The sequence below is a fragment of the Microcystis sp. LEGE 00066 genome, assembly GCF_015207925.1.
GTDB classification, from domain to species: Bacteria; Cyanobacteriota; Cyanobacteriia; order Cyanobacteriales; family Microcystaceae; genus Microcystis; species Microcystis ichthyoblabe_A.
Genome location: NZ_JADEVX010000002.1, coordinates 32,419 through 56,482, shown reverse-complemented (window position 1 = coordinate 56,482; position 24,064 = coordinate 32,419). Strand labels below are relative to the sequence as shown.

Annotated in this window: 21 protein-coding genes and 1 pseudogene; 13 read left to right on the top strand and 9 right to left on the bottom strand. The window is 41.9% G+C overall.

Going from position 1 to position 24,064, the window contains the following annotated elements; all coding sequences use genetic code 11:
• Positions 1-105 precede the first annotated feature (105 nt).
• On the top strand, positions 106-444 hold the full coding sequence (locus tag IQ224_RS00620; protein ID WP_002744103.1) for a rhodanese-like domain-containing protein: 339 nt from the start codon (positions 106-108) through the stop codon (positions 442-444).
• Positions 445-745: 301 nt separating this feature from the next.
• Positions 746-1,822, top strand: a complete 1,077-nt coding sequence (gene hrcA, locus IQ224_RS00615; protein WP_002744107.1) for a heat-inducible transcriptional repressor HrcA — start codon at positions 746-748, stop codon at positions 1,820-1,822.
• Here the strand turns inward: hrcA and IQ224_RS00610 are convergent.
• Positions 1,809-2,102, bottom strand: coding sequence for a hypothetical protein (locus tag IQ224_RS00610; protein WP_002735877.1), 294 nt, complete (start codon positions 2,100-2,102; stop codon positions 1,809-1,811). The genes hrcA and IQ224_RS00610 overlap by 14 nt on opposite strands.
• 229 nt (positions 2,103-2,331) lie before the next feature.
• On the opposite strand from IQ224_RS00610, the gene menA reads away from it, so the two are divergent.
• The 5 genes from menA (at position 2,332) to IQ224_RS00585 (ending at position 7,782) form a co-directional block, all read left to right on the top strand.
• Positions 2,332-3,240 (top strand): 2-carboxy-1,4-naphthoquinone phytyltransferase, encoded by a 909-nt coding sequence (menA, locus tag IQ224_RS00605; RefSeq protein ID WP_002744108.1) that lies wholly within the window; start codon positions 2,332-2,334, stop codon positions 3,238-3,240.
• A gap of 225 nt (positions 3,241-3,465) precedes the next feature.
• Entirely contained in the window at positions 3,466-5,160 is a 1,695-nt protein-coding gene (locus IQ224_RS00600) for an ATP-binding protein (protein WP_002750369.1), read from the top strand.
• A gap of 56 nt (positions 5,161-5,216) precedes the next feature.
• Entirely contained in the window at positions 5,217-5,669 is a 453-nt protein-coding gene (locus IQ224_RS00595; RefSeq protein ID WP_002744112.1) for a DUF29 domain-containing protein, read from the top strand.
• Between the two features lie 2 nt (positions 5,670-5,671).
• Positions 5,672-7,039, top strand: a complete 1,368-nt coding sequence (gene rlmD, locus IQ224_RS00590; protein ID WP_194032350.1) for a 23S rRNA (uracil(1939)-C(5))-methyltransferase RlmD — start codon at positions 5,672-5,674, stop codon at positions 7,037-7,039.
• Positions 7,040-7,380: 341 nt separating this feature from the next.
• The gene (locus tag IQ224_RS00585; RefSeq protein WP_194032349.1) at positions 7,381-7,782 is read left to right on the top strand and encodes an anti-sigma regulatory factor; all 402 of its coding nucleotides are present in this window, start codon (positions 7,381-7,383) and stop codon (positions 7,780-7,782) included.
• Here IQ224_RS00585 and IQ224_RS00580 read toward each other — a convergent pair.
• Positions 7,779-8,060, bottom strand: coding sequence for a DUF6439 family protein (locus IQ224_RS00580; protein ID WP_002744124.1), 282 nt, complete (start codon positions 8,058-8,060; stop codon positions 7,779-7,781). The two genes, IQ224_RS00585 and IQ224_RS00580, sit on opposite strands and share 4 nt — an antisense overlap.
• 72 nt (positions 8,061-8,132) lie before the next feature.
• On the opposite strand from IQ224_RS00580, the gene IQ224_RS00575 reads away from it, so the two are divergent.
• Positions 8,133-8,534: a DUF2203 domain-containing protein gene (locus tag IQ224_RS00575; protein WP_130756923.1), complete on the top strand. Its 402-nt coding sequence runs from the start codon at positions 8,133-8,135 to the stop codon at positions 8,532-8,534.
• Positions 8,535-8,804: 270 nt separating this feature from the next.
• Here the strand turns inward: IQ224_RS00575 and IQ224_RS00570 are convergent, their stop codons facing one another.
• The 4 genes from IQ224_RS00570 to psb30 form a co-directional block, all read right to left on the bottom strand.
• Entirely contained in the window at positions 8,805-10,361 is a 1,557-nt protein-coding gene (locus IQ224_RS00570) for a pitrilysin family protein (protein ID WP_194032348.1), read from the bottom strand.
• Between the two features lie 546 nt (positions 10,362-10,907).
• On the bottom strand, positions 10,908-12,059 hold the full coding sequence (locus IQ224_RS00565; protein ID WP_194032370.1) for a hypothetical protein: 1,152 nt from the start codon (positions 12,057-12,059) through the stop codon (positions 10,908-10,910).
• 10 nt (positions 12,060-12,069) lie between these two features.
• Entirely contained in the window at positions 12,070-14,397 is a 2,328-nt protein-coding gene (locus IQ224_RS00560) for an NACHT domain-containing protein (RefSeq protein ID WP_194032347.1), read from the bottom strand.
• Positions 14,398-14,640: 243 nt separating this feature from the next.
• A complete protein-coding gene (psb30, locus tag IQ224_RS00555; RefSeq protein ID WP_002736367.1) occupies positions 14,641-14,760 on the bottom strand; it encodes a photosystem II reaction center protein Ycf12/Psb30 in 120 nt (39 codons plus the stop codon).
• A 194-nt stretch (positions 14,761-14,954) separates the two neighbouring features.
• On the opposite strand from psb30, the gene IQ224_RS00550 reads away from it, so the two are divergent.
• From IQ224_RS00550 to arsC, 4 genes are all read left to right on the top strand, one after another.
• Positions 14,955-15,293 (top strand): helix-turn-helix transcriptional regulator, encoded by a 339-nt coding sequence (locus IQ224_RS00550; protein ID WP_002744139.1) that lies wholly within the window; start codon positions 14,955-14,957, stop codon positions 15,291-15,293.
• 104 nt (positions 15,294-15,397) lie between these two features.
• Positions 15,398-16,129, top strand: a complete 732-nt coding sequence (locus tag IQ224_RS00545; protein WP_194032346.1) for an MIP/aquaporin family protein — start codon at positions 15,398-15,400, stop codon at positions 16,127-16,129.
• A gap of 19 nt (positions 16,130-16,148) precedes the next feature.
• Entirely contained in the window at positions 16,149-16,796 is a 648-nt protein-coding gene (arsH, locus tag IQ224_RS00540; protein ID WP_002744148.1) for an arsenical resistance protein ArsH, read from the top strand.
• 23 nt (positions 16,797-16,819) lie between these two features.
• Positions 16,820-17,218 carry an arsenate reductase, glutathione/glutaredoxin type gene (gene arsC, locus IQ224_RS00535; protein ID WP_002744149.1) on the top strand — a complete coding sequence of 133 codons (399 nt, stop codon included), beginning with the start codon at positions 16,820-16,822 and terminating at the stop codon, positions 17,216-17,218.
• A gap of 480 nt (positions 17,219-17,698) precedes the next feature.
• Here the strand turns inward: arsC and IQ224_RS00530 are convergent.
• A pseudogene (locus IQ224_RS00530) lies at positions 17,699-18,565 on the bottom strand (ISAs1 family transposase); the annotation flags it as partial.
• 526 nt (positions 18,566-19,091) lie between these two features.
• On the opposite strand from IQ224_RS00530, the gene IQ224_RS00525 reads away from it, so the two are divergent.
• A complete protein-coding gene (locus tag IQ224_RS00525) occupies positions 19,092-21,083 on the top strand; it encodes an AarF/ABC1/UbiB kinase family protein (RefSeq protein WP_036400978.1) in 1,992 nt (663 codons plus the stop codon).
• 90 nt (positions 21,084-21,173) lie between these two features.
• Here the strand turns inward: IQ224_RS00525 and IQ224_RS00520 are convergent, their stop codons facing one another.
• On the bottom strand, positions 21,174-22,478 hold the full coding sequence (locus tag IQ224_RS00520) for a cytochrome P450 (protein WP_036400995.1): 1,305 nt from the start codon (positions 22,476-22,478) through the stop codon (positions 21,174-21,176).
• A 209-nt stretch (positions 22,479-22,687) separates the two neighbouring features.
• Complete coding sequence (alr, locus tag IQ224_RS00515; RefSeq protein ID WP_036400981.1) at positions 22,688-23,884, bottom strand: alanine racemase; 1,197 nt, start codon at positions 23,882-23,884, stop codon at positions 22,688-22,690.
• Positions 23,885-24,064: the final 180 nt, after the last annotated feature.

Sequence of the window (24,064 nt, the reverse complement as noted above, 5' to 3'; positions counted from 1 at the left end):
GCCAAATGCCTTTCTACATAAGGATTCCATCCCCTATAAACCCAGTCCATTGCATAACACAAACCGAAGAGCCAGGAAAGATAACCGATTCTTAAGACCAAATCTATGAGCATTCCCGAAATTAGCGTCCATGAACTCGCTCTCCGTTTAGCCGATCATGATCCTAATTTACAACTTATTGATGTGCGCGAACCGGAGGAAGTTGCCATGGCATCTGTGGCCAATTTTACCATTTTACCCTTGAGTCAATACCAAGAATGGTCGCCCACTATTGCCACCCAATTCAACCCCCAAGCGGAAACCCTCGTTATCTGTCACCATGGCATGAGATCCCTGCAAATGTGCCAATGGCTACAAAGTCAGGGTTTTACTAATGTTAAAAATATTAACGGTGGCATCGATGCTTATTCCCTCCTCGTCGATCCTAATATTCCCCGTTACTAATTTTTATAGCCCCCATCGGGAAAAGAGAGGGGTAAACTATCCCCTTTCTCCCCATTGATTACGGTTCTTCGGTTTGTCTTCTGCGATTTTTGTCAATTGTTTTTGATCTAGAGCGAACTAATCAATTAAATCTTTTGCCAGATAAGGATTTAGTCGATTTATGCCACCCGATCGAACCATACCAAGTAACGAAGAACCTTGATTACTGACTACTGATAACTGATAACTGATAACTGATAACTGATTAAGCGTTATACTGTCTAGAAAAATGTTATAAATCTTTTGTTAAGATCATCCCCCTATGTCCGCTAGAACCCATCTCAGCGATCGCTATCAACATATCTTAAAGGCGACAATCCAACATTATATCGCCACGGCCGAACCAGTTGGCTCGAAAACTCTGCTGGAGGAGTACAAGTTTACTGTTAGTTCCGCCACGATTCGCAATGCTCTGGGTAAACTGGAAAAAGAAGGTTTACTCTATCAACCCCACACTTCCTCCGGACGCATTCCCTCCGATTGGGGTTATCGTCTCTACGTCGATGAGTTAATGACTCCCGATGACCGTATCGGCGAAAAAATCGGCTATTATCTGCATCAAAACGCTAAATCTCCCGCTTGGAGTCTCGAAAGTCTGCTGCAACGGGCCACCCAATTTTTAGCCGGTTTAAGCGGTTATATCGCTATCGTTACCCTTCCCCACACCCTCACTAATACCCTGCGTCATCTGCAATTAATCCCTGTCTCAGCCAAGCAGATAATGTTAATTATTGTTACAGATAGTTTACAAACACGCTCGGTTATGATAGAGATTCCTGAGTCTATGGCAACGGACAAGGAGGATGGATTAGCAGAAGAATTACAAATCCTCTCTAATTTTCTGGGGGAAAAATTAAAAGGTTATTGCTTGGCAGATTTAATTAACCTCGATTGGCAGCAAATCGAGCGAGAATTTACCCGTTATACCCATTTTCTCCAACAATTAAGCCAAGAAATCAGCGCGAGTCTCCAATCCACTGCCATCCCAGAGATTATCGTCCATGGTGTCGCTGAAGTCATTCGACAGCCAGAATTCGCCCAATGGCAACAAGTACAAATGTTACTGCATCTATTGGAAGCAGAACAGGATCGCCTTTTACCCCTGATTTTACAAAGACCAGAACTAGAAAAATCAGCTAAAAAAGTCAAAATCACCATTGGTTCCGAAAATCCTCTGGAATCCATGCGCCCTTGTACTCTTATCTCCGCTTTTTATAAACAGGGAGATACTCCCGTCGGTAGTGTTGGCATTATCGGACCGACGCGAATGTTATACGAAAATACTATTCCCCTAGTGGAATCCACCGCTAACTATCTCAGCGAGGCTATAAGTAAGTAGATATCCCCCGTAAAGGTTCGGGAATAGGACAATCGACAGTAAACTCTAAAATTGTCTCACCATCCCCCAAATAGCCAGAATTGGCAAAACAGAGCAACATCCGCACCAGCGCCACCCACACCTGTGCATCGAACTCCCAATCCTGTCCCCGACGCGCTCCACAGGCGATCGATTTTAGCGCCCAAAAATAACTATTTCTCACCACTGAACCGCCTTTTTTGTAAACCGGCACATCTTCATGGTGAATATAAAGAATATCATCTTTAGCGATCGCTCTCATCGGTGGCTAGGAAAGTTATAGGAATTTTCAGCTTATCGTCTAGAGAATAACACCCTATAGGAAATTTTGGGCGCATCCCCTGCACTCCTACCATTTTTGATAACTTCTGTTTATCATCACAAATAGGAAATGTCGTCTTTCTAGTTGAGGCACAAAAAGCTATAATTCTACCTGAAACCCTCGTTTTTTATCCCTAGAGCGATCGAGTTTTCCTGATTATTATTCAGCTATGACCACCGATACTATCACCACTCCCTCACCCAAAAAACTCTGGTTAGCAGCCCTGAAACCACCAATGTATAGTGTGGCAATTATACCGATTATTTTGGGGACAGCGATCGCTTATCAAGAAACAGGTCAATTTTCTCCCCCGATTTTTGCCACTTTTATCCTCTCAGCTATTTTAATTCTCGCTTGGTTAAATCTCAGTAATGATGTTTTTGATGCCGATACTGGGATCGATGTTAATAAAGCTCATTCGATCGTTAATTTAACTGGCAATAAATCTTTAATTTTCTGGCTGAGTAATCTTTTTCTATTATTAGGCATTGCTGGCATTTTTGCTATTAGTTATTGGCGAGGCGATTGGACTATCCTAGAATTAATCGCCCTCTGCTGTTTTTTGGGCTATACCTATCAAGGGCCTCCCTTCCGTCTCGGTTATCAAGGATTAGGTGAAATTATCTGTTTCTTTACTTTTGGACCCTTGGCGATTGCGGCTGCCTACTATTCCCAAGTTGGTGCTTTTTCTCTCTCTAGTCTAGCGGCTTCAATTATTATCGGGATTACCACTTCTATCATCCTTTTTTGTTCCCATTTCCATCAAGTTGCCGATGATCTCAAAGCGGGTAAAAAATCACCTATTGCTCGTTTAGGTACTTTAAAAGGTTCTAAAGTTTTAACCGTAGTGACGGTTCTCATTTACGTTTTAACGGTAGTTTTTGTCCTGCTGCAAGTTTATCCCCCTCTCACCCTCTTAATCTTCCTTAGTCTCCCTTTCGCTTGGCAATTAGTCCACCACGTCAACCAAAATCATGACCAACCTCAGCTAGTCAGTAACTGCAAGTTTATCGCGGTTAATCTCCACTTTTTTAGCGGCATTCTTTTCTCCCTTGGCTATTTCCTTGCTTCCCGTTGATCAACCCGATTTTTTTCTTAAACCCCTTGACAAAACCCCATCACTTGACATATACTTATATTCATAATGGGAATCCGTGCCTGCCTGCGAACCCCTCATTTTTAGGTGGGATAGACCGAAAAAAAATAGATGACTGATCACTGTTTACTGTACCCGATCGAGTTTGCACCGATTAACGGAAAAGTGACAGAATAGGGAGATAGATCGCCACAAATAAAGATTAGCATGAGTGAACAGCCCCTCGGATCGGTTATTCAAGGTTCCCTGAGTGAAGGTTTAGAAATCCGTCTTTATCCGGATATTTCCGTAGAAGATATGCGCGTCGGTAAATTTTTGGTGGTGCAAGGCACTCGATCGCGTTTTTTCTGTCTCCTCACCGATGTCTCCCTGGGTAACTCCAGTCCCCGAATTATCGCGAATCCTCCCCATCCCGATGATAGTTTTATGCGCGATGTTTTAGCGGGTAGCGGCACTTATGGTACTATTGAACTATCTCCTATGCTCATGTTTACTCCGACTGGAGGTAATTCCCCGGCAGTTTCCGACACTTCTTTAGGCTCTTTTCAACCCCAAACCAGCGCCGATTTAGAATTACTGCCAGTTAAAACTATTCCCGCGCATTTTAGCCAAGTTTATGAAGCTTGTGAGCAGGATTTTCGCATGGTTTTCGGTTGGGAAGATGATCCCACCAGAAAGAATTTTGCTATTGGTCAACCCCTTGACATGGACGTGCCAATATGTATTAATCTCGATCGCTTTGTGGAACGTAGTAACGGTGTTTTTGGCAAATCCGGGACGGGAAAATCCTTTTTAACTAGATTACTAATTTCGGGCATTATTCGCAAACAAGCAGGGGTTAACCTCATGTTTGATATGCACTCGGAATACGGTTGGGAAGCGATGAAAGAGGGGAAGGAGGTTTCTACGGTGAAAGGATTATGTCAATTATTCCCCGGACAGGTGGAAATTTACACCCTCGATCCCGATTCTACCAAACGCCGGGGAGTACGAGGAGCGCAGGAATTATTCTTAAGTTATAATCAGATTGAAATCGAGGATATTCGTTTAATCGGTCGGGAATTAGGCATCTCGGAAGCTAGTTTAGATAATGCCAATATTCTCTATAACGAGTATGGAGAATCTTGGATTACTCAGTTATTAAATATGAGTAACGAGGATATTAAAATCTTCTGTACGGAAAAACAAGGCCATGCGGGATCAATTATGTCCCTCCAGAGAAAATTAATGCGTCTAGATAGTTTGAAATATTTAAGAAGTGTTTGTCCCCACAATTATATCGATCAGGTTTTACAAGCTTTAGATGCAGGTAAGCACGTTGTTATTGAATTTGGCTCCCAAAGTAATATGCTTTCCTATATGTTAGCCACCAATATGATCACCCGTCGGATTCATGCTAATTATGTTAAAAAAGCTGAATATTTTTTACAAACTAAAAACCCCGTTGATCGACCGCAACAGTTAGTGATTACCATTGAAGAAGCTCATCGATTTTTAGATTCTGCTGTGGTACATCAAACTATTTTTGGAACTATCGCCAGGGAGATGCGAAAATACTTTGTTACTCTCTTAATTGTCGATCAAAGACCTTCAGGAATTGATAACGAAGTTATGTCTCAGGTAGGGACGAGAATCACCTGTTTATTAAACGATGAAAAAGACATCGAAGCCATATTTACTGGGGTTTCTGGAGGGGGAAGTTTGCGATCGGTTTTAGCGAAATTAGACTCAAAACAACAAGCTTTAGTTTTAGGTCATGCGGTCCCTATGCCGGTAGTAATTCGTACTCGCGCCTACGATCAAAAATTCTACACTGAAATAGGTGCGACCGACTGGCGAGAATTACCCGATGAGGAAGTTTTAGCGGCGGCCAAAATTGCCAAAGCTGATCTAGGATTTTAGAAAAATTAACTTTTGATTGTAGAATAGAGTTGGATTGTTTTTACTGTTTACCTCCCATGACCGCTCAAATACCGATCTCGAAGATCAGCTTATACGATCGAGATTTTCAGCTATGGATCGAGACAACCGTTAACCAATTACGACAGGAGGATTTTGCCTCGGTTGACTGGACTAATCTGATCGAGGAATTAGGAAGCATAGGAAAAAATAATCGACAGGCTTTCAAAAGTTTGTTAATTCAATTATTAGCCCATCTGCTTAAGTTAATTTATTGGCAGACGGAAAGGGAGTATAATGCTAATAAATGGGAAGCGGAAATTATTAATTTTCGAGTTCAAATTGCCGATCTGCTGGAAGACAGTCCTAGCTTAAAACCTTATCTCCTCGAAAATTTCGATTCTTGTTATGGAAAAGCTAGGCAAATAGTCTCGAAATTGAGCAAGCAAGAAATTCCCATAGAAGTCATTATTACCCCAGCAGAAACCCTGGCTGAAAACTGGTTTCCCTAACTATGCAACAAGGTGATTTAATCGAGATCGAGATTACCGACCTCAACCATACGGGCGAAGGTGTGGGAAAATACCGAGGACAAGTGATTTTTGTGCCAGATACGGTCATTGGCGATCGCATTCAAACTCGCATCACCTATATCAAAAAAAGTCATGCGATCGGCAAACTACAAACTATTCTACAAGCATCTCCCCATCGTATCCGGCCTCGCTGCATCGTCGCCGATAAATGTGGTGGCTGTCAATGGCAACACATCGAGGATCAATTTCAGCTGCAGGTCAAAAAAGAGCAAGTACAAGAGGTATTAACCAGAATTGGCGGTTTTACCGATCCTTTGGTTTATCCTCCCCTCACCGGTACTTCTCCCCTCGCTTATCGCAATAAAGCTACCTATCCTCTCGGATTTTCCCCCACCGGCAATGTGCAAGCGGGTTATTATCGTCGCGGCAGCCATCATCTAATTAATCTCAATCAATGTCCAATTCAAGATCAGGCTTTAAATCCGTTTCTAGCAGAGATAAAACAGGATATTCAGGAGCAAGGCTGGTCAATTTACGATGAAAAGACCCATCAAGGACAATTACGCCATTTATCCCTAAGAATTGGCCGCCACACGGGAGAAATTTTATTAACCCTGATTAGTACCGATAATAATTTACAGGGAATTGAGACCCAAGCGCGGCAATGGCTGGCAAAATACGCCAATTTAGTTGGTGTAACCCTGAATTATAACCCCGATCGAGGTAATGCTATTTTTGGCACTCAGACCACAACTATCGCCGGAAGGGACTATATTAACGAAAAGTTCGCCGGATTAACCTATCAATTGGCTGCCGATACCTTTTTTCAGATTAATACAGAGGCTGCTGAAGCCTTATTTTCGCTTATTTGTCAGAAATTAGAGCTTAAAGGTGAAGAAATTCTTATTGATGCCTACTGTGGTATCGGTACTTTTACTTTACCCCTCGCTAAACGGGTTAAAGAGGTGATTGGACTAGAATCCTATAGCTTTTCCCTCGATCGAGCCAAGATTAACGCCCAATTAAATGATATTACCAACACAACCTTTATTTTGGGGGCAGTAGAAAAAACTTTACCGCAACTGACAGTTAAACCCGACATTATTCTACTCGATCCGCCCCGCAAAGGTTGCGATCGATCTGTCCTTGATAGTCTGTTACAGCTGCAAAGTCAACGCATTGTTTATATCAGTTGTCAAAGTGCAACTTTAGCCAGAGACTTGCAATATCTTTGTAAAACAGGCGATTATCAACTGCTAGAAGTGCAAACCGCCGATTTCTTTCCCCAAACTCCCCACGTCGAATGCGCTGCTTTTCTTAGACAAAAAAACACAAATATGGTAGGATGAAATAAGGAGAAAAACCTGACTCTTTAGCCGTTTGTGGCTGAAAAGTCAATGGTTAAGGATAATAGCATATTAAGACCCGTTCCAGTTAACTACTTTTTTGATTAACTACCCGCTCAAAGCTGCCTTGATTCTCGATTGGTGTGTGGATCAATCATAAAAATATCTAATCCATCTCAGAGACAGAAAAGGGACAAAATATGACTTATTAGGTATGGCAATCATCTAGATCGACGGTTAAGAGACCTTAATCTTTGTGTAAGAGAATAGTCATTGAATAAAAGCTAGAGGTAAAGCGTGTGATTGCTATTTCACTGCCAACAAGCAAACGAAGCTGGAACACCATGAGTTTCGCTTCTACCTTGTATCTTTGTCCGATTTTAGATTTATTGACCGCTAGTATTCCCGAAGAGTTAGAACCAGAAATTAGATTAGGATTGCAGGAAGCTTTAGTTAATGCCGCTAAACACGGTAATCATCTCGATCCCAGCAAAACCGTGGTTGTTCAATTTTCCAGCAGTAAAGACGAGTATTCTTGGGTAATTACCGACGAAGGTGGTGGATTTACCCCCCGTTGTCACCATCATGGCTGTAGTTGCGATTGCCCCAATTTTCCCCCCGAAGAAGCGGAAAATGGCCGAGGACTGTGTATGTTATATCAAATCTTCGACCAAGTTCACTGGAATCAAACAGGAACCCAACTGAAACTTTCTAAACAAATTAAACAGGAACGCTGGTTGAATTAATGAGCATGACCGTGAGAAGGACAGGGAGGAGCAGAAATCGAGCGATCGAGCCAGCCTGTAGCCTGTTGTAGCCGAGGAAGTGCTTCTTCTGGCTGATTATCTAATAAAAACACCAAAGCCGTCCCCAATTGTTCAGCGGCCCGAGCATTACGATTGGCCTTCAGACGATGCCAGTCAATTGGTGCGATCGCCAAACGTTCCGCCAAAATCCGCGCCAATTCCAGGGTAGATAGATCATCAACAGTCTGAGAGGAGGAAGAGACAGGGGATGGAATCATAATCAAAAGGTTTCGTAAAACCGTAAAATCGTCTATAACTATAGTTTAGACGCAGGCAATCGGATCGAGTCCATGTCCTTAGAAGAAAACCCATACCCTAACGATGAATCGGCAGAATTTACCGAAGCGATTGAAGAAGTCGAAGCGGCGATCGCATCACTAAAAGACCGTTATCGACAGATCAACGAAGCAGAACAGCAAAAAAAAGACCTAGAAGCACAATTTAGCCAAATAGAACCCCAATGGCGGGAAAATCCCCTACCTGAACTAGAAAAGGAATTGGTACAAATTCGCGAACAGATTCAAGAATTAGAGGTAATTTTAGAAAGCAATTTGCTTAAAGAAGGGGAATTAAAGCGCCTATTCTGGGAAGGAATCCGTCGCGGACTGCTGGGGGAAGTTTTTTGGCAAATTGTCCGCTTTGGTGGTATTGGAGTCTTACTGGGTTGGATTCTGCGATCCTGCACCGGGTGATTAACTGGTATCTAAATTACTTGTTAAGACGGCACTGGGGAGGAGAGAAGGGGCTCTCTTGGATTTGGTGGGTAAAATGTATTCTAAGATACATTCCTCCTAGCGAGGGGGTGGAACGAACCACAAAGACACAAAGGACACAAAGATCGATCGATCATATTGTAAGTTAAACTTATCACACAGAACCTAGAAGAGGAGAGAAGGTAGCTTTTTTTCAGGGAATGCTCACCTAATACCGCTCACTGAAAAATCGCCTATCTCCCCATCTCTCTATTTCGGTAAAATTCGGCCAATAGTGCGATTTTCGGGGGTAAAAGTCTCTTTAGCCACCCGTTGAATATCAGCAGCGGTGACAGCATTATAAGCATCTAATTGGGCGAATAAATTACGCCAATCGCCGGTTTTTACCTCGTATTCAATCAAGGATCGCGCCATGCCCATGTTAGAATCAAGACCTCTTAATAGGGCTGCCCGTAGTTGATTTTTAACCCGTTCTAATTCCTGTTCCGAAACCGGTTCATTTTTCAATCTTTCCAACTCCAAATTCAAACCCTGCGCTACTTCCTCCAGGCTGACATTAGGAGCGCTCAGAGCATAGAATAAGAGCAAATTCGGGTATTTATCCCCCGGAAAGCCGTTAAATCCCTGGGCAGCGAGGGCAAGTTGTTTGTCCTCCACTAAAGCTTTATACAGTCGCGAGGTTCTTCCTTCACTCATTAAAGTGGCGATAACCTCGTAAACCGCATGATCGGGATGATTGAGGGCGGGACGATGGTATCCTTCTAAATACCAAGGCTGCGAGGCTAATTTTAGGGTAATTTCCTTTGTTTTGGTTTGGTTCGGTTCCACTACCTTCACCTGTGGGGGTTTCGGTTTAGCGGGAAAACGACCAAAATAAACCTTAGCTAACTGTTTGACCTGTTCTGGGTCCACATCTCCGGCGATAGCTATGGTCAAATTACTGGCAGGATAAAATTTATCGAAAAAGTTTTGGATATCCGAGGGTTCCAGATTGCGAATATCTCGATCGTAGCCGATAACGGGACGTTTGTAGGGATGGACAGTATAAGCTTGATCGAGAAAAGCTTCGATTAATAGACCCAAGGGGCTATTATCCGTCCGCATCCGTCTTTCTTCCAGAATTACGTCTTTTTCTTTGTAAAATTCCCGTTGGAACACCGGTTCTAAAAATCTTTCCGATTCCAAAGACATCCATAATTCCAATTTATTCGACGGGAAGCTGTAAAAATAGCTAGTTGCATCGCTGGAAGTGGTGGCATTTAAACCGACTCCTCCCTGAGTTTCGACGATTTGCCCGTATTCGTTGCGTTGGACGAATTTCTCGGACTCTGCCTTCGCTTGTTGAAATTCTTCCGTTAATTTAGCCACTTCTGCGCTTTTACCCGCTTTTTTGGCTGCTTGCAGTTCTTTGTCTATAGCTTCAAGGCGATCGAGGACTTTTTTCTCGCTAAGATAATCGGTAGTACCGATGGTTTTTGTGCCTTTAAAGGCTAAATGTTCCAAAAAGTGGGCAACTCCTGTTTTACCGTCCGGTTCATCGGCACCCCCCACATCCGCGTAGGTGACAAAGGAAATAACCGGAGCATCGCGATTTTCTAGGATAATGAATTTTAGTCCGTTGTCGAGGCGAAATTCGGTAATTTTTTGTTGAAATTGCTTAAGGTAGGGGGTAATCGATTGTACATCGGCTGGTTGCTCTTTCGCTTGGGCAAGAAGGGGTGAGAAACTCCCAAAACCCCAAAACACAAGGAAAGCGACCCAAAAGCCGATTACAGCCCGATAATGGGGGTTATTTTTAATGATCATGGATAGTTTTATCAGGTATCGTGGGAGCGAGAGATCGATCGCTCTGTTCGATCTTAGCAGTCGATTGTTAGGAGAGGGGGAGTGGGAATTATGAATTATGAATTATAAATTATGAATTGGGAAGTGGGGAAGTGGGGAAGTGGGGAAGTGGGGAAGTGGCAATGGGGGCTTTTCAGTAAACAGTAAACAGTTAAGCTAAGACGCATTTAAACCGCTTATTCTTAGATTAGCTGAACCTCCCCCAATCCCTTTACTGTTGCCTTTTGCCTCTTGCCTTTTGCCTCGTCTCAACAAGCAATTTAAATTACGAACAGCTTAGGGACTTGCGTGGGAATAATATCCCAATCGATCGGAGGGCGCAAGCTTTGCGCCCCTACAGTAACGGATTTTGTCCACAATGTAGGGGCGAACTGCGTTCGCCCAAAAGGTACATTATCAAAGCGCAAGTCCCTTATCAGTTATCATTTCATTGCTTACTGTTCACTGTATCTCAACAGTAGAAGAATTTCTATAACATCGTCAAGTTTACTACTGTTTGGGCGACTATCACTGCCCATCTAAAACGCCTCTGAGGGGGTTGCGGGCTTTTTCTTCTAATTTTTTACCTCGCACCCAAAGGACAGCACAAAATCCGAAGATAACTAGCCAAAATAGGGATATTGATCGCCATTCCCAAGATAGGCGATGATACAGAGCAAAAGAGGTAAACCCAAATACAATGGGAAACCAACAAAACCAGGGAAAAGCTAATATCGACAAGAATCGCACCCATCCTAAATCTGTTTTTTCTTTAGCCTGATACCAAATTCCCAAACCAAAGACAATAACCCCAGCCCCAGCCCCAGCCGCAGCCGCAGCCACAGCCACAAGCCCAGCCTCAGCCTTAGCCACATACAAAGCTGTCACCCCTTCCCAAACTAGGTTTTTTCTGAGTAGTCGATACCATTCTCGGCAAAACGTCCAGGGTCCCAGTAAGCCCAATTTCATCAATAAAGTTGGCTCTGATTTATCTTCTTCGGCTTTAAATTCTCGCCATAAAACTATTAAAAAATACAGCACAACAACAATTGTGATTGCCATCCAGCCATTAACCAAACTTTCTGGCTGACTGTACATGATAGCAAATATTTCAATTACAGATGCAAGAGAAAGCAAGAAGACAATAGTTAAAACAATTAGATATTCTCGGCCTTTTTTAAACTCATATTCTATCTTTTCAAAAAGATTGCGCCAGTCGTTTCTTGTGGGGCGGCGGTAGTTGATTAAGCGAAACAGTAAGGCAAATTTTAATTCAAGTGTCAGACTATTAAATAAATATAACCAACGCTGGTTTGGAGTGATTTTACTTAAAACTCGATGAACAAACTCTATTTTAGCAGCTAAATTTTTAATTGAAACTGATTCTAATTCATTTTTTAAAGAACTTAATTGAGTTAGATTAATTTCATCTTGTAACTGAATCGCACATAAAGGAATGACTAACCGAGGATCGAGTTCAAAAGTGATTTTAGGAATATCATCAGCAGAGCTTTCAATAATTGCAGCAGCAACTTTCTTGACAGTAGCAGAGAACTGAAAATTGCTTGAATGTTCAAAAGGTTGCCAAATCCAATTTAAGTCCGTTTCGATTACCTCTTGTGGCTGGCGCTTTTGTTTAACGGCTCGATTTTTTAGTCGGCGAATGAATCTTGATAGCATTAGTTTTCCTTTATGATAGAGTGCGATCGCGTTCAGCTTGACTATCTTCTAACTCCTTCAACAGTGCTGCAAGTCGATAACTTACTTTTCCGCTTAAGTTCGGATCTTCCTGCAATCTTTCAAGTGCCTCAGCCGCTTCTGGTATGGCAATTTTAACTAGATCATCCATTGCTTCTATAGAGCCTTTTCGAGCTAAAGATTCTAGTTGATTGACTGCTAAACCTCCCATTCTGATTAACGCTTCTCGCACTTCTATAAAATGGGGTTGATTGGGATCATAGTAAATAACTAATTTTTCTACTGCTTGAGGCAAATTAGTGGCGGATAAGGCTTGAGCCGCTGCTTTTTGGCTGGCTGAATTATCTAAACTAGCAACTAAAAAATCAAATAATGCTTTCCCTCTAGGACGAAAATCAGCTGCGACTGAGCCAAAAGCACTACAAATTGATTCATCGGTTCTCAATTGTGTTTTAAAATAATCTATAATCTCCTGAGCAACTTCTGGTTTTACTTCTTGAGCATCTGCTAGACATTCAAATGCTGTCAGTGCATCCTGTTGATATACCGCCTCAATTAAATCCGTACTATTGTTTGCCAATCCACACCATAACTTGACAATTTCTAGCCAGTCGCTAGGAGCATTTTTCCATTTTTGAATTAATTCAGCTTGTCTGTCTGTTAAAGCTGCTGCTACGAAATATTCTTGTAGAGTGAGATGAGGAAAATAATAACGCTGTCCGCCATCAATGCGAAGCAATAATCCACTGCGTTTGACGATTTCATCAACGATAGAATTAGCATCTTTAGGCTCTAGATTTAATGAAGGTAAGACTTGTTTAACTTGTTCCCATACTTCAGAATCAAGAAGAATGCGGCGATCTTGCTGTTGTCGATTAGTGCTATTCTGAGCATAGAGTGCTAAATGTTGCAGAACTCGCCGCTTGTTGACACCACTATATTGATTAGCAATATTTCTTTCTTGATCACGCAATTCTAATAAAACATCAGTAGCTTTAGTGTAAAATTCGGCTCGCGAATGAGGTAAAACAAAGGGAGTATCAGTATAAAGATAGGCGATGATTGTTAACAGTAGGGGATTCCGCGCCAGTGCCATAATTTTCGGTCTAGCTCGCAAGGTTTGAATCAATTGTTCTACTGATTTCTCTGGCGGCATTTGCGACTTCCAAGCTTGCAAAAAACGGCGAATTTGCTGGTCACTAAATTCGACAATTTCTAAAGTTTCCTCGGTATTATCGACAAACTCATTATGATAAACAGCCGTCCGACAGGTAATAATTACCCGACATTTTTTATACTTTTTTAATTCTAAAAAGTCCTTAAGACACCGAACAACAGAAGAGCGAACGCCACTACTAACCTCATCTAACCCATCTAAAAGCAGCAGCAAACGTCCGTTTTTTAAACCTTGAGAGATGAAACGATTAGCTTTGGGAAAATTATGGCGATCGCAAACTTCTACTAACTGTTGTTCTAACTTTTCTACTGTCAAATTAGCCTCATTGAGGCGGTTCAATTCTAGTAAAATTGGCACGGGACGACCCGATAAATTTTTGAATCGTCCTTCTGAATAGGAAAGTGCTAGATATTTTAATAACATCGACTTTCCCGAACCAGGCGCACCTTTAACCACTAAGCGGCGGTATTTTTGCACCGCATTTTCTACTTCAATTAAAGAGCGATCGCTCGCTTTAGAATTTAAAGAAACATAAATCTCCCGCATTTCTAGGGGACGATGAGGACGAAAAGGTATATTAAGTTTTTGATATTTATCAATTAATGCCTGTCGATACTTTTTAAGAGCAATATTTTCAAATAAGGGTGTTCCAGCAAAGGTTTTATAAATCCATTTACTAATCGCTTCTAAAAACCGAAGAGCCCATTTTTTTAAGGTATCACTAATAACATTCCACAAAATACCACCCAAAACAAGAATAACAATCACAGGTATCCAGGCAGGATATTTATTAATATCATATTGTTGTTCATAGATATCCCATAATTGAGCCTGTGGAAAACAAGAAGCTTGAGAATTTGCCTCTTTATACAAATTTAAAATATCACCAATTGTCTTTTTCTTTTTATCAGTATTGAAAAAATTCAACCGGTCAGCTTCTGCATCTTGTTTTGCCCGATTTTGAATCTTTCCCCTAAGTTCGTTACAAGGATTAGGTGCAGGAGGCTTTTGAGTAAAAACAGGCAAAATTGTCCCCCACGCGACTGAAATTGCCAGCGCTAGGACAAAAATCATCAATAACTGCTGCTTTTTCCAGTGAATAAACTTCATTCTCTTTACCGTTTCTTTGCCTTTTTCCCACATCCTAGCTACCAATATAACACTGATTCATACAGTATAGGCTACATATCAGGAGAGGCACTCATGGAAGAGGGGGAATAAATAACCAGTTTTTAATAACCAGATTCATTATGATAACTGAAAACTCACATCTGATAACTGATAACTGATAACTGATAACTGATGACTGGGTTTTAGACAAAAAATCTCTCCCTAAAGAGGAGAGAAGTCAAAAAAAGCACGAATAACAATGGGAGGAGGCGGTTTTTATAGGTCGCCACCACGAAAAGCTAGTAGGAAAATGACAAAGGGGCCAGCTAACATGATTAGCGCCACGAAGGTGAGTTGAAAAATGGGTTCTAAATTGAGAGCCGCAAATAATTCCATGATGTCTCCTAACCTGTTTACAATGATTTAAAAGGCTAATCTGGTCAAAACCATTGTCTCTGGTCAAAACCATTGTCTATCATACAGGGGATGATTCGCTGGTTTTCCTGATTCGATACAAAAATACATAAAGTTTTGTTGCAATTCTGAATTTTCCCGCTTTCCTATTTCCTTCCCACCGAGGGAGCCTCTCAATGTTCAACTCTCTGGCCACATCTCCCGACTCGTTAACCCAGATTTATACTGGTTTTCAGGCACTCTCGGATCCCCTACGACTGCAAATTCTGCAACTGTTGCGACATCAGGAATTATGCGTCTGTGAATTGCGCGACCATCTTGATATCGCCCAATCTAAATTATCTTTTCATCTAAAAACGCTAAAAGAAGCCAATTTAGTCCGCAGTCGTCAAGAAGGTCGTTGGATCTACTACAGCCTAAATTTATCTCAATTTCTTCTCCTAGAAGAATATCTATCCGAATATCGTCGTTTTGCTGCCCTCGTCCCGGCTCGTTCCTGCGAGGAAAATAAGTAACCAATCAAGATTTTTAGAAATATTAAAGCTTTATAACTGGCTTTTACCCTTGACACATCAACTTTTATTGATATATTATCGGGTTATTCGATCGATTGTCTGTTATGCCGAAACCCTTCTCGATCGCGCCTTTAAGTCAAACTCGCTCATCTTTTCGTCTCTTAAAACGGTCAGGTGTGCGGGAATGTCTAGCGGAATGTTTAGGGACTTTTATCCTGATTTTCGTAGGAACAGGGGCAATAATGGTCAATCAAATCAGCGATGGTGCAATTACCCATCTCGGTATCAGTATGGTTTTCGGTGGGGTGGTAGCAGCCCTGATTTATGCCCTTGGTCATATCAGTAAGGCTCATTTTAACCCCGCCGTGACCCTGGCCTTTTGGACAAGTGGCTTTTTCCCAAAATCGTGGGTAATTCCCTATATTATCGCCCAGTGTCTCGGTGCGATTCTCGCCTCTGCTACCCTTGTGCTTTGTCTGGGTCGAGTGGGAAATTTGGGCGCAACTCTGCCTTTACAGGGAAATTGGGGACAAGCTTTCTGTATTGAAACCATTATCACCTTTATTCTCATGCTAGTCATTTTAGGCTCTGGTTTAGACCGTCGCGCACCTATTGGTTTTGCTGGCATCGCTATCGGTTTAACTGTAGCTCTAGAAGCGACTTTTATGGGGCAGATTACCGGTGCCAGTATGAATCCAGCGCGTTCTCTGGGGCCTGCTTTCGTGGCAGGAATTTGGCAACACCATTGGGTTTACTGGATAGCACCGATTTTAGGCGCTCAATTAGCTGTAATTATTTACGGTTTACTATCCAATGGTTTCCGAGACTTTAAATAAATTCTGCTTATTGGTAATCATGATCCAATCGACTCACAAACCAAGAATTCTTTTTCTGTATGGTTCTTTACGGCCACGTTCCTACAGTCGTTTATTAGCAGAAGAAGCGGCCAGAATTATCACTGAATATGGGGCAGAAGTGCGCTTTTTTGATCCTCGTGAATTGCCGATTTATGGCAGTGTTCCCGATACTCATGCCAAAGTACAGGAATTACGAGAATTAAGTCAATGGTCTGAGGGTCAAGTCTGGTCATCTCCTGAACTACACGGCAATATTAGCGGCATTATCAAAAACCAAATTGATTGGATTCCCTTAAGTATTGGTGCGATTCGGCCAACTCAAGGCCGCACCTTAGCAGTCATGCAAGTAAGCGGAGGTTCCCAATCTTTTAACGCGGTTAATACCCTGCGAATTCTTGGTCGTTGGATGCGAATGTTTACTATTCCTAATCAATCTTCGGTGGCTAAAGCTTATCAGGAGTTTAATGAGGATGGCACGATGAAAGATTCCCCCTATCGAGATCGAGTTATTGATGTAATGGAGGAACTTTATAAGTTTACCATTCTCCTGCGAGATCAGGTAGATTATCTGACCGATCGCTATAGTGAAAGGAAAGAAAAAGCCGCCCAAGAAATAGCCACAATTGCCCATAAAGCTATTAATTAAATCAATTTCTAGGAGTTAAAATCATGAAAAAAGTCATGTTTGCCTGTAGAAAAAATTCCTGTCGTTCCCAAATCGCCGAAGGTTTCGCTAAAACTTTAGGCGCGGGTAAAATTTCCGTCACCAGTTCTGGATTAGAAGCGGCCAAAGTTCACCCCGGAGCAATCGCAGTTATGGGGGAAATTGGTATCGATATTACTGACCAAACTTCTAAATCAATTAGGGATTTTAATCCCGAAGATTACGATGCCGTTATCTCCCTATGTGGTTGCGGTGTCAATCTGCCAGAAGGATGGGTTTTACAGGAAATTTTCGAGGATTGGTTAATTGATGATCCCGATGGTCAACCTATCGAAACTTTTCGCCGAGTTCGCGATGAAATTAAGGCTAAAGTTATCAGATTAATCGAGCAGTTAAGTAGGTAGTTGTTAAAAGTTGTCAGATACCCCCCTTATCAAGCTGTCCTTTAGTCACATCTTTCTTAACATTTCAATCCTTTGTAGCACAAAGCTTTCAAGACTCGGTTAACAATTTGTAATATTCCTTGTTGACACCCTTACAAAACAAAGAAAAAACTGAAATCAAGTCAGGATAAGGGTTGGAGTGCTTACTGCAAAAATTGTTAAGAAAGATCCCTATAAGGGATAGCTTATCAAGGGGGGATTAAGGTAGGGTTGATTCATTTAAATTAAGTACAGCTGATTTTGAGTCAATAAATTTGACTTAAGATTCTCAAGTTGATCTTTTTCTAATCAAAAGAGTTAGTTACAATAACTAATCTTTAATCCTCTGCCAATATTTATTATGAATAAATTGATAAAACTTTTTCTCAAGCCACTAAAAGCCTATCTCTCTTGAAGTTGTCTGAGAGTACATCCTGTTAATTTAGCTAATTTTTCTGCTTCTTACGTCGATAAAACTATCAGTTTTTCCCAACGTTCAGCTAACCACTTCTGTCCCTCCGTGATTGAGAGAAAACCCAAACCTCTGAAAAGATTCAATCCTATAGTTGTGAGAATTGACCAATTGCTTGCCGCTTGAAAATCACTGATCTCGCTTTTATCTTCCTCAAAAATTACATCTTTTACCCAATGTAACTGATTTTCTATTTTCCAATATCCTCGAATAATTTTAGCAAATACTTGAGCGGATTCGGTTAGGCTACACTTCGACAGGCTCAGTGACCGCTGATATAGTAAACTGTTTCTTCATAAGTTTTATCCCCGCGACTACCCCTTCTTTATACTTTAATAAGTCTTCGCAGATTTTCAAACCCTTGTCTTTCATTTTTCCTCACTTTAAAAACTTCTATTTTTCTTGATATTTTTCGTCCATGACTATTATTTTGACGGTGATAACATAAGCATTTTTACTCTTGGCTATTAAGCTGATTGTTTTTTTCTGACAGTGTCAAGCATCCCCAGTAAAAACTTTATTTTGGAAAGAGCAATCCTCAATTATAGCTTAACCTTTGTCGATTTCAGACCCTTTTTTGTTTTCGACTCTTTTTAAGTGTAATACTAATCCACACTTCGACACATTTCGACACATTTTGACAAGCTCAATGTAAAAGCTCAATGTAAAGGGTCAGTGACACTTTCTTGACTAAACAATGAGACAAGCATGATAAAATTTTGTTGTTCATTGCTAGGATTCTTTAGGGTGTTTTTGAGACTTTTTCTATCTATGTCTAGCCAATTTATATCATATCTTTGTCCATATTCTTCTAATCCCCATTCATTAAACATTTTTAACAAACTCTGCCATTTAATTACCATTATTAAGTACCTAAGCAAAATTAATTACACATTTCGATAAAGCTTGGTTCTTCCGAACTTACACTGTAGAAAATTCCCCAAGCTTCCTCTCTGTCCAGCAAGGCTGTAAAGTTGATAAATATCAATCTAATAAAAACTCAAAGCCCTATTGTACAAGCTTTACAAGCATCAGTTGTTGATAGTTTTGCATGACAGTTTCGGTAGAGCCTAAAGCTTTTGCCTATTGCCTATTGCATGAGTGCCTATCCTAACCAAGAAATTAATTTTGCACGACTACTTACCCTTCTAATTATTGAACAAAGTCCTAGAAATCAGCCAAATTACCGCCCTATTTTTTGACACCTACAATTAAGGATAATCAGGGCAGTATCAGCCTCGAAATCGTCAAAAACACCGATAACCATCTGGGGAAAGTTGACGGCCAACCTGAACCTAGAACTAGGGAGACAAAAACAAGATCGGGCAGAAAGCCGATACTTGTTACAATAGTTTACAAATCACCCTGCCCCGTCACCGAACTATGTCCGAACAGATGATCTCCCCAGAGACGCAACCCGAAGAAGCGATTACTGTTGAAGTGCAGCCCGTCCATATTCCCGAAGAGCATCGGGAAGATATCGGCCCCATGGATGACAACGTGGCCGAGAGTTGGCGCTACAATCCCCAAGTTATTAACGACTATTACCGTGGGCGACCTCTAGACGTTGTGGGGAGATTAATCGAAATTACTCTACCAGTTTTATCTTTTCTCATCGGTATCTGGTGGGATAAACTGCGGGGAAAATCGCCGAAAAATGAAATTAGACGGGCTGTACAATTGCGGGAAATGTTGACCAAATTGGGACCGACCTATATTAAAATCGGTCAAGCTCTCTCTACCCGGCCTGATTTAGTACCGCCTTTATATTTAGAAGAATTAACCACTCTCCAGGATCAAATTCCCTCTTTTCCTAACGAAATCGCCTATCGTTTTATCGAAGAAGAATTAGGTTATTCTCCTGAAGAAATTTATGCAGAATTATCCCCCAATCCCATAGCGGCCGCTTCCCTAGGACAAGTTTATAAAGGTAAATTAAAAACCGGAGAGAGAGTCGCCGTTAAAGTACAGCGTCCCGATTTGATTCGCTGTATAACTTTAGATGTGTATATCATGCGTAGTTTGGCGAGTTGGGCGAAAATTAATGTTAAAAGACTTCGCTCCGATTTAGTGGCAATTACCGACGAATTAGCTGGTCGTATTTTTGAAGAAATTAATTATCTGCACGAAGGACAAAACGCCGAAAAATTCGCTCAACTTTATGGTCACATTGCCGAAATTTACATCCCCAAAATCTACTGGAAATATACCGGGCGACGGGTTTTAACCATGGAGTGGGTGGACGGCACAAAATTAACTAATATCAAAGAAATTCAAGCGCAAGGTATTGATGCCACCTACTTAGTTAATGTGGGGGTGCAGTGTTCTTTGCGTCAATTACTTGAACATGGATTTTTCCATGCGGACCCCCATCCGGGTAATTTATTAGCAACTCCCGATGGTAAATTAGCTTATCTTGATTTCGGCATGATGAGCAATATTGAACCCTATCAACGCTACGGTTTAATCGAAGCGGTGGTGCATTTAGTCAACCGGGATTTTGAGTCTCTGGCCAAGGATTATGTTAAACTAGACTTCCTATCACCAACTACCAATTTAGAGCCAATTATTCCCGCTTTTTCGGAAGTTTTCGGTAATGCTTTGGGGGCGAGTGTGGCAGAATTAAACTTTAAAAGTATCACCGATAAAATGTCGGCGATGATGTACGAGTTTCCCTTTCGAGTTCCTGCCTATTATGCCCTGATTATTCGCTCGATGGTGACTTTAGAGGGAATAGCGATTGGCATCGATCCTAATTTTAAGGTACTGAGTAAAGCCTATCCTTATATTGCCAAACGTCTGCTGACCGATCCTTCCACGGAGTTGCGAGATTCCCTGCGGGATTTATTGTTTAAAGACGGTACTTTTCGCTGGAATCGTTTAGAAAATCTCTTGCGTAATGCTAAAGATTCTAATGATTTTAACTTCGAGAAAGTCAGCGAACAAGCATTAGATTTTCTTCTGTCAGATAGGGGTATATTTATCCGCGAAAAATTAGTGAATGAGTTAGTAAATACCCTCGATAATTTCGGCCGTCGCACTTGGTTTAATCTCACGGTTAATTTCCGGCAACAGGTGGGTTTAACGGTACAAGAAACTCCCCCAGAATTGTTGGGTGATTCTAAGAGTTTTGAGCATCTTCGCAACATCTTTAGTATTTTACAGGAAACGAAAGGATTCGATGCCATGGCTATGGTGCCAGTGATGACTAAACTAATCGCTAAACCGGAAACCCAACAGATGGGACAAAAAATTGCTGAAGGTTTACTACAAAAATCCCTAGCGCGTTTGATTCGTTACCTAGTTCTCGAATTTGATACACCAAATCATCGGCAAAATGGAGAATTATCGAAAGCTTTACCCGCTGCCGATTAACCTCTGTTCGGTCAATAAATGCCGTGAAATAAATTTCACGGCTCCGAGAAAAACGTTAAACTGTTTTTAAAGTTTTTTTATCCTAGCCGGTTAACGGAGTTTAAAGGTGACTTGTAAACCGTCCCGGGGATGGGGAGTGGGGATAGTGGTGAGGGTGAGATCTTGATTGGGGAGTAATTGCCAATCGTATTTTTCTACTAAACGGACGGCTAAAATTTTCATCTCTAAACGAGCGAATTCCTTGCCGATACATTCGCGCAATCCCCCACCAAAGGGGATATATCCGTAGGGTTTTTCGTCGGCTAAAAAGCGATCAGGATCAAAGGTTTCAGGATGGGAATAAATATTATTATCTTTATGGGTATTGCTGATTTGATACTGCACTACCCATCCTTTCGGCAAATGATAACCGTTAAATTGACAGTCTTTTATTACCCGACGGAATCCTCCTCCCACGGGGGGAGTAAAACGTAAAACTTCCTTTAAAACGCGATCTAAATAGGTCATCTGTTTGAGGGTATCAACGCTTAAAGGAGTGGATAGATCAAAATTAGTTATTTCCTCCAATACAAGCTGAAAAATATCGGGATGCAGTGCCATTTGTAGGCAGAAAGTGGCGATAGCGGAGGTTAAAGTTTCATGACCGGCAAAGAGTAATAATAGCACTTGATCCTTTAATTCCGCTAAGGATAAACTTTGACCGTTTTCGTCTTTAGCTTCTAAAAGGATAGCCAGAGCATCCTGTCCTAAGTCATCATTTTTTTGTCTTTCTAAAATGATAGTTTTGATCGCTTGCAGTAATTCCTCTCGACAGCGTAATGCTTTGCCGAAAGCTGTCCAGGGAAGGGGAAGGGGAAGGGTAAATAGTCCCGCACACCAAGTATCAAAAACTTCTCCTAATTTGGTAGCAGAACCCTGGTCAAGACCGATAAATAATTTACAGGCGATATCGAGAGTATAGTTTCTTAATTCAGGATACCATGACAGGGTTTTTGCGGTTTGCCAACGCTCTAAATAGTGAGCGGTAATTGTTTCTACCGTAGGGATATAACTTGCTAGGGACCGGGGTTGAAAAGCTTGATAGATTAAACGACGACGGGAAGCGTGAACATCTCCCGTATGCACTGCTAAAGATGCGCTACCTAGGAGAGTTTTGGTACTTTTAGGCCAAGTGGCCGCAAAGTATTTATTCTCGTTGCTGAGGAGAAAACGGTTAGCTTCGGTACCGGATAAAATAATCGTGGGACTGCCAAAAATGTGAGTGCGGAAAAGTTGACCATATTTATTATGACGTTTACTGGCAAAATCCCCATCGGTTAAAAAAGCGATTGTTTCTCCTAATAGGGGTAATCCGAAACTGCCGGGGGGTAAGGGTAAATCGTTGCTTATAGTCATCGCTGCCTCTAGGGTAAAACTAATCATTTGCCGTCGATTAACCCTGTTTATTCTAACCTAAAGCACTGGAGAATTCATCCCCTAATCTAGCCCAGCAATCAGCGATCGCACTTAACAACGGTAAGTACCTAAGCAAAATTAATTACACATCTCACCAGTCAACAGTAAGAATTGCCGCCAATTGACATTTTTTAAGATCACCGCCATAATCACTCATTGCTAATAGTAATTCGCGGCAAACGATGCTTAAAACCGCAGAGAATTTCCCAGGATATCGTACCCAAATCCCGCGCCCAATCATCGGCGGTGATGCACTGTAGGCCGTCTTTACCGATAAGTGTGACGATTTCCCCTGTTTTTACCTCTGGAATCTCGCTCACGTCAATCATTAACTGATCCATGGTTATCGCGCCGATTTGGGGTACTAAACGTCCTCTCAGGGATACTTTTAGACGATTGGAGAGATTGCGGGGAATTCCATCGGCGTAACCGATACCGACCACAGCAATACGGGTGTCTTTTGCCGCTATGTACTGATGACCATAACTCACTCCCGAACCGGCGGCAATGGTTTTGACTTGGGCAATGCGCGCTTTTACTTGCAGGACGGGTTGCAAAGGGACTTTATCGGTGAGATGATCGGCGGGATAAAGACCGTAGAGAGCTAATCCGACTCTAACTCGATCGTAGTGCAGAGATCGATCGCTTAGGGTAGCGGCAGAGTTGGCTAAATGCAGACAGGGGGGATGATAACCTTTTGATTTTAACTCGGCGATCGCTTGTTGGAATCTTTGCCGTTGTAACTGCATGATTTCGGGATTGGGATCGTCAGCCGTGGCAAAATGCGAGTATATACTGGCAATTTTCAGGTTAGGAGCCTCTAAAACCTGTTCGACGAATTTGGTGCCGTTGTGCCATGGTGTACCTAGGCGAGACATTCCCGTATCTAGTTTGATATGGACTGGCAGCCGCTGCTCTAAGCGTCTCATAACGGCGGCAAAAATCCGCACCTGTTCGATTTGCACCAGGGTGGGTTGCAATTGCCAATGGGCTAGGGCTGCCACTTCTTCTGGGGTATTGACTGCCCCTAAAATCATAATTGGGGCAACGATTCCCGCTTCGCGTAGTTCGATACCTTCCCCGATAGTCGCGATGGCTAAAGACTGCGCTCCGGCTTCTAAAACGCTGTTAGCCACCTTAACTGCCCCGTGTCCGTAAGCATCGGCTTTAATTACCGCCATTAATTCCGTTTTTGGGGCTAATAAGGCCTTGACTTTTCGCACGTTTTGTTGTAGTGCTGATCGATCAATCTCTACCCAAGCACGATAGCGAATTACTTCCGACAATTGATAATCATGACGGTTTTTGGGCGGATTGATAATTTTTGGTTCGATGCTAAACGTCACTCGCTCACTCCTTTGCACACATTACCCAATTTATACCAAAAGAAAACCGAGAGGGCTAGGAAAAAAGCCTGAAACTCCTCTGGATTTCCCCCTTTTTCCCTGTGGAATCTGGGTTTTAAGATGAATGGGATGTTAGGAAGTTCCCGAAAAAATTGGCAGTTAGGGTTATCGGTGTTAGGG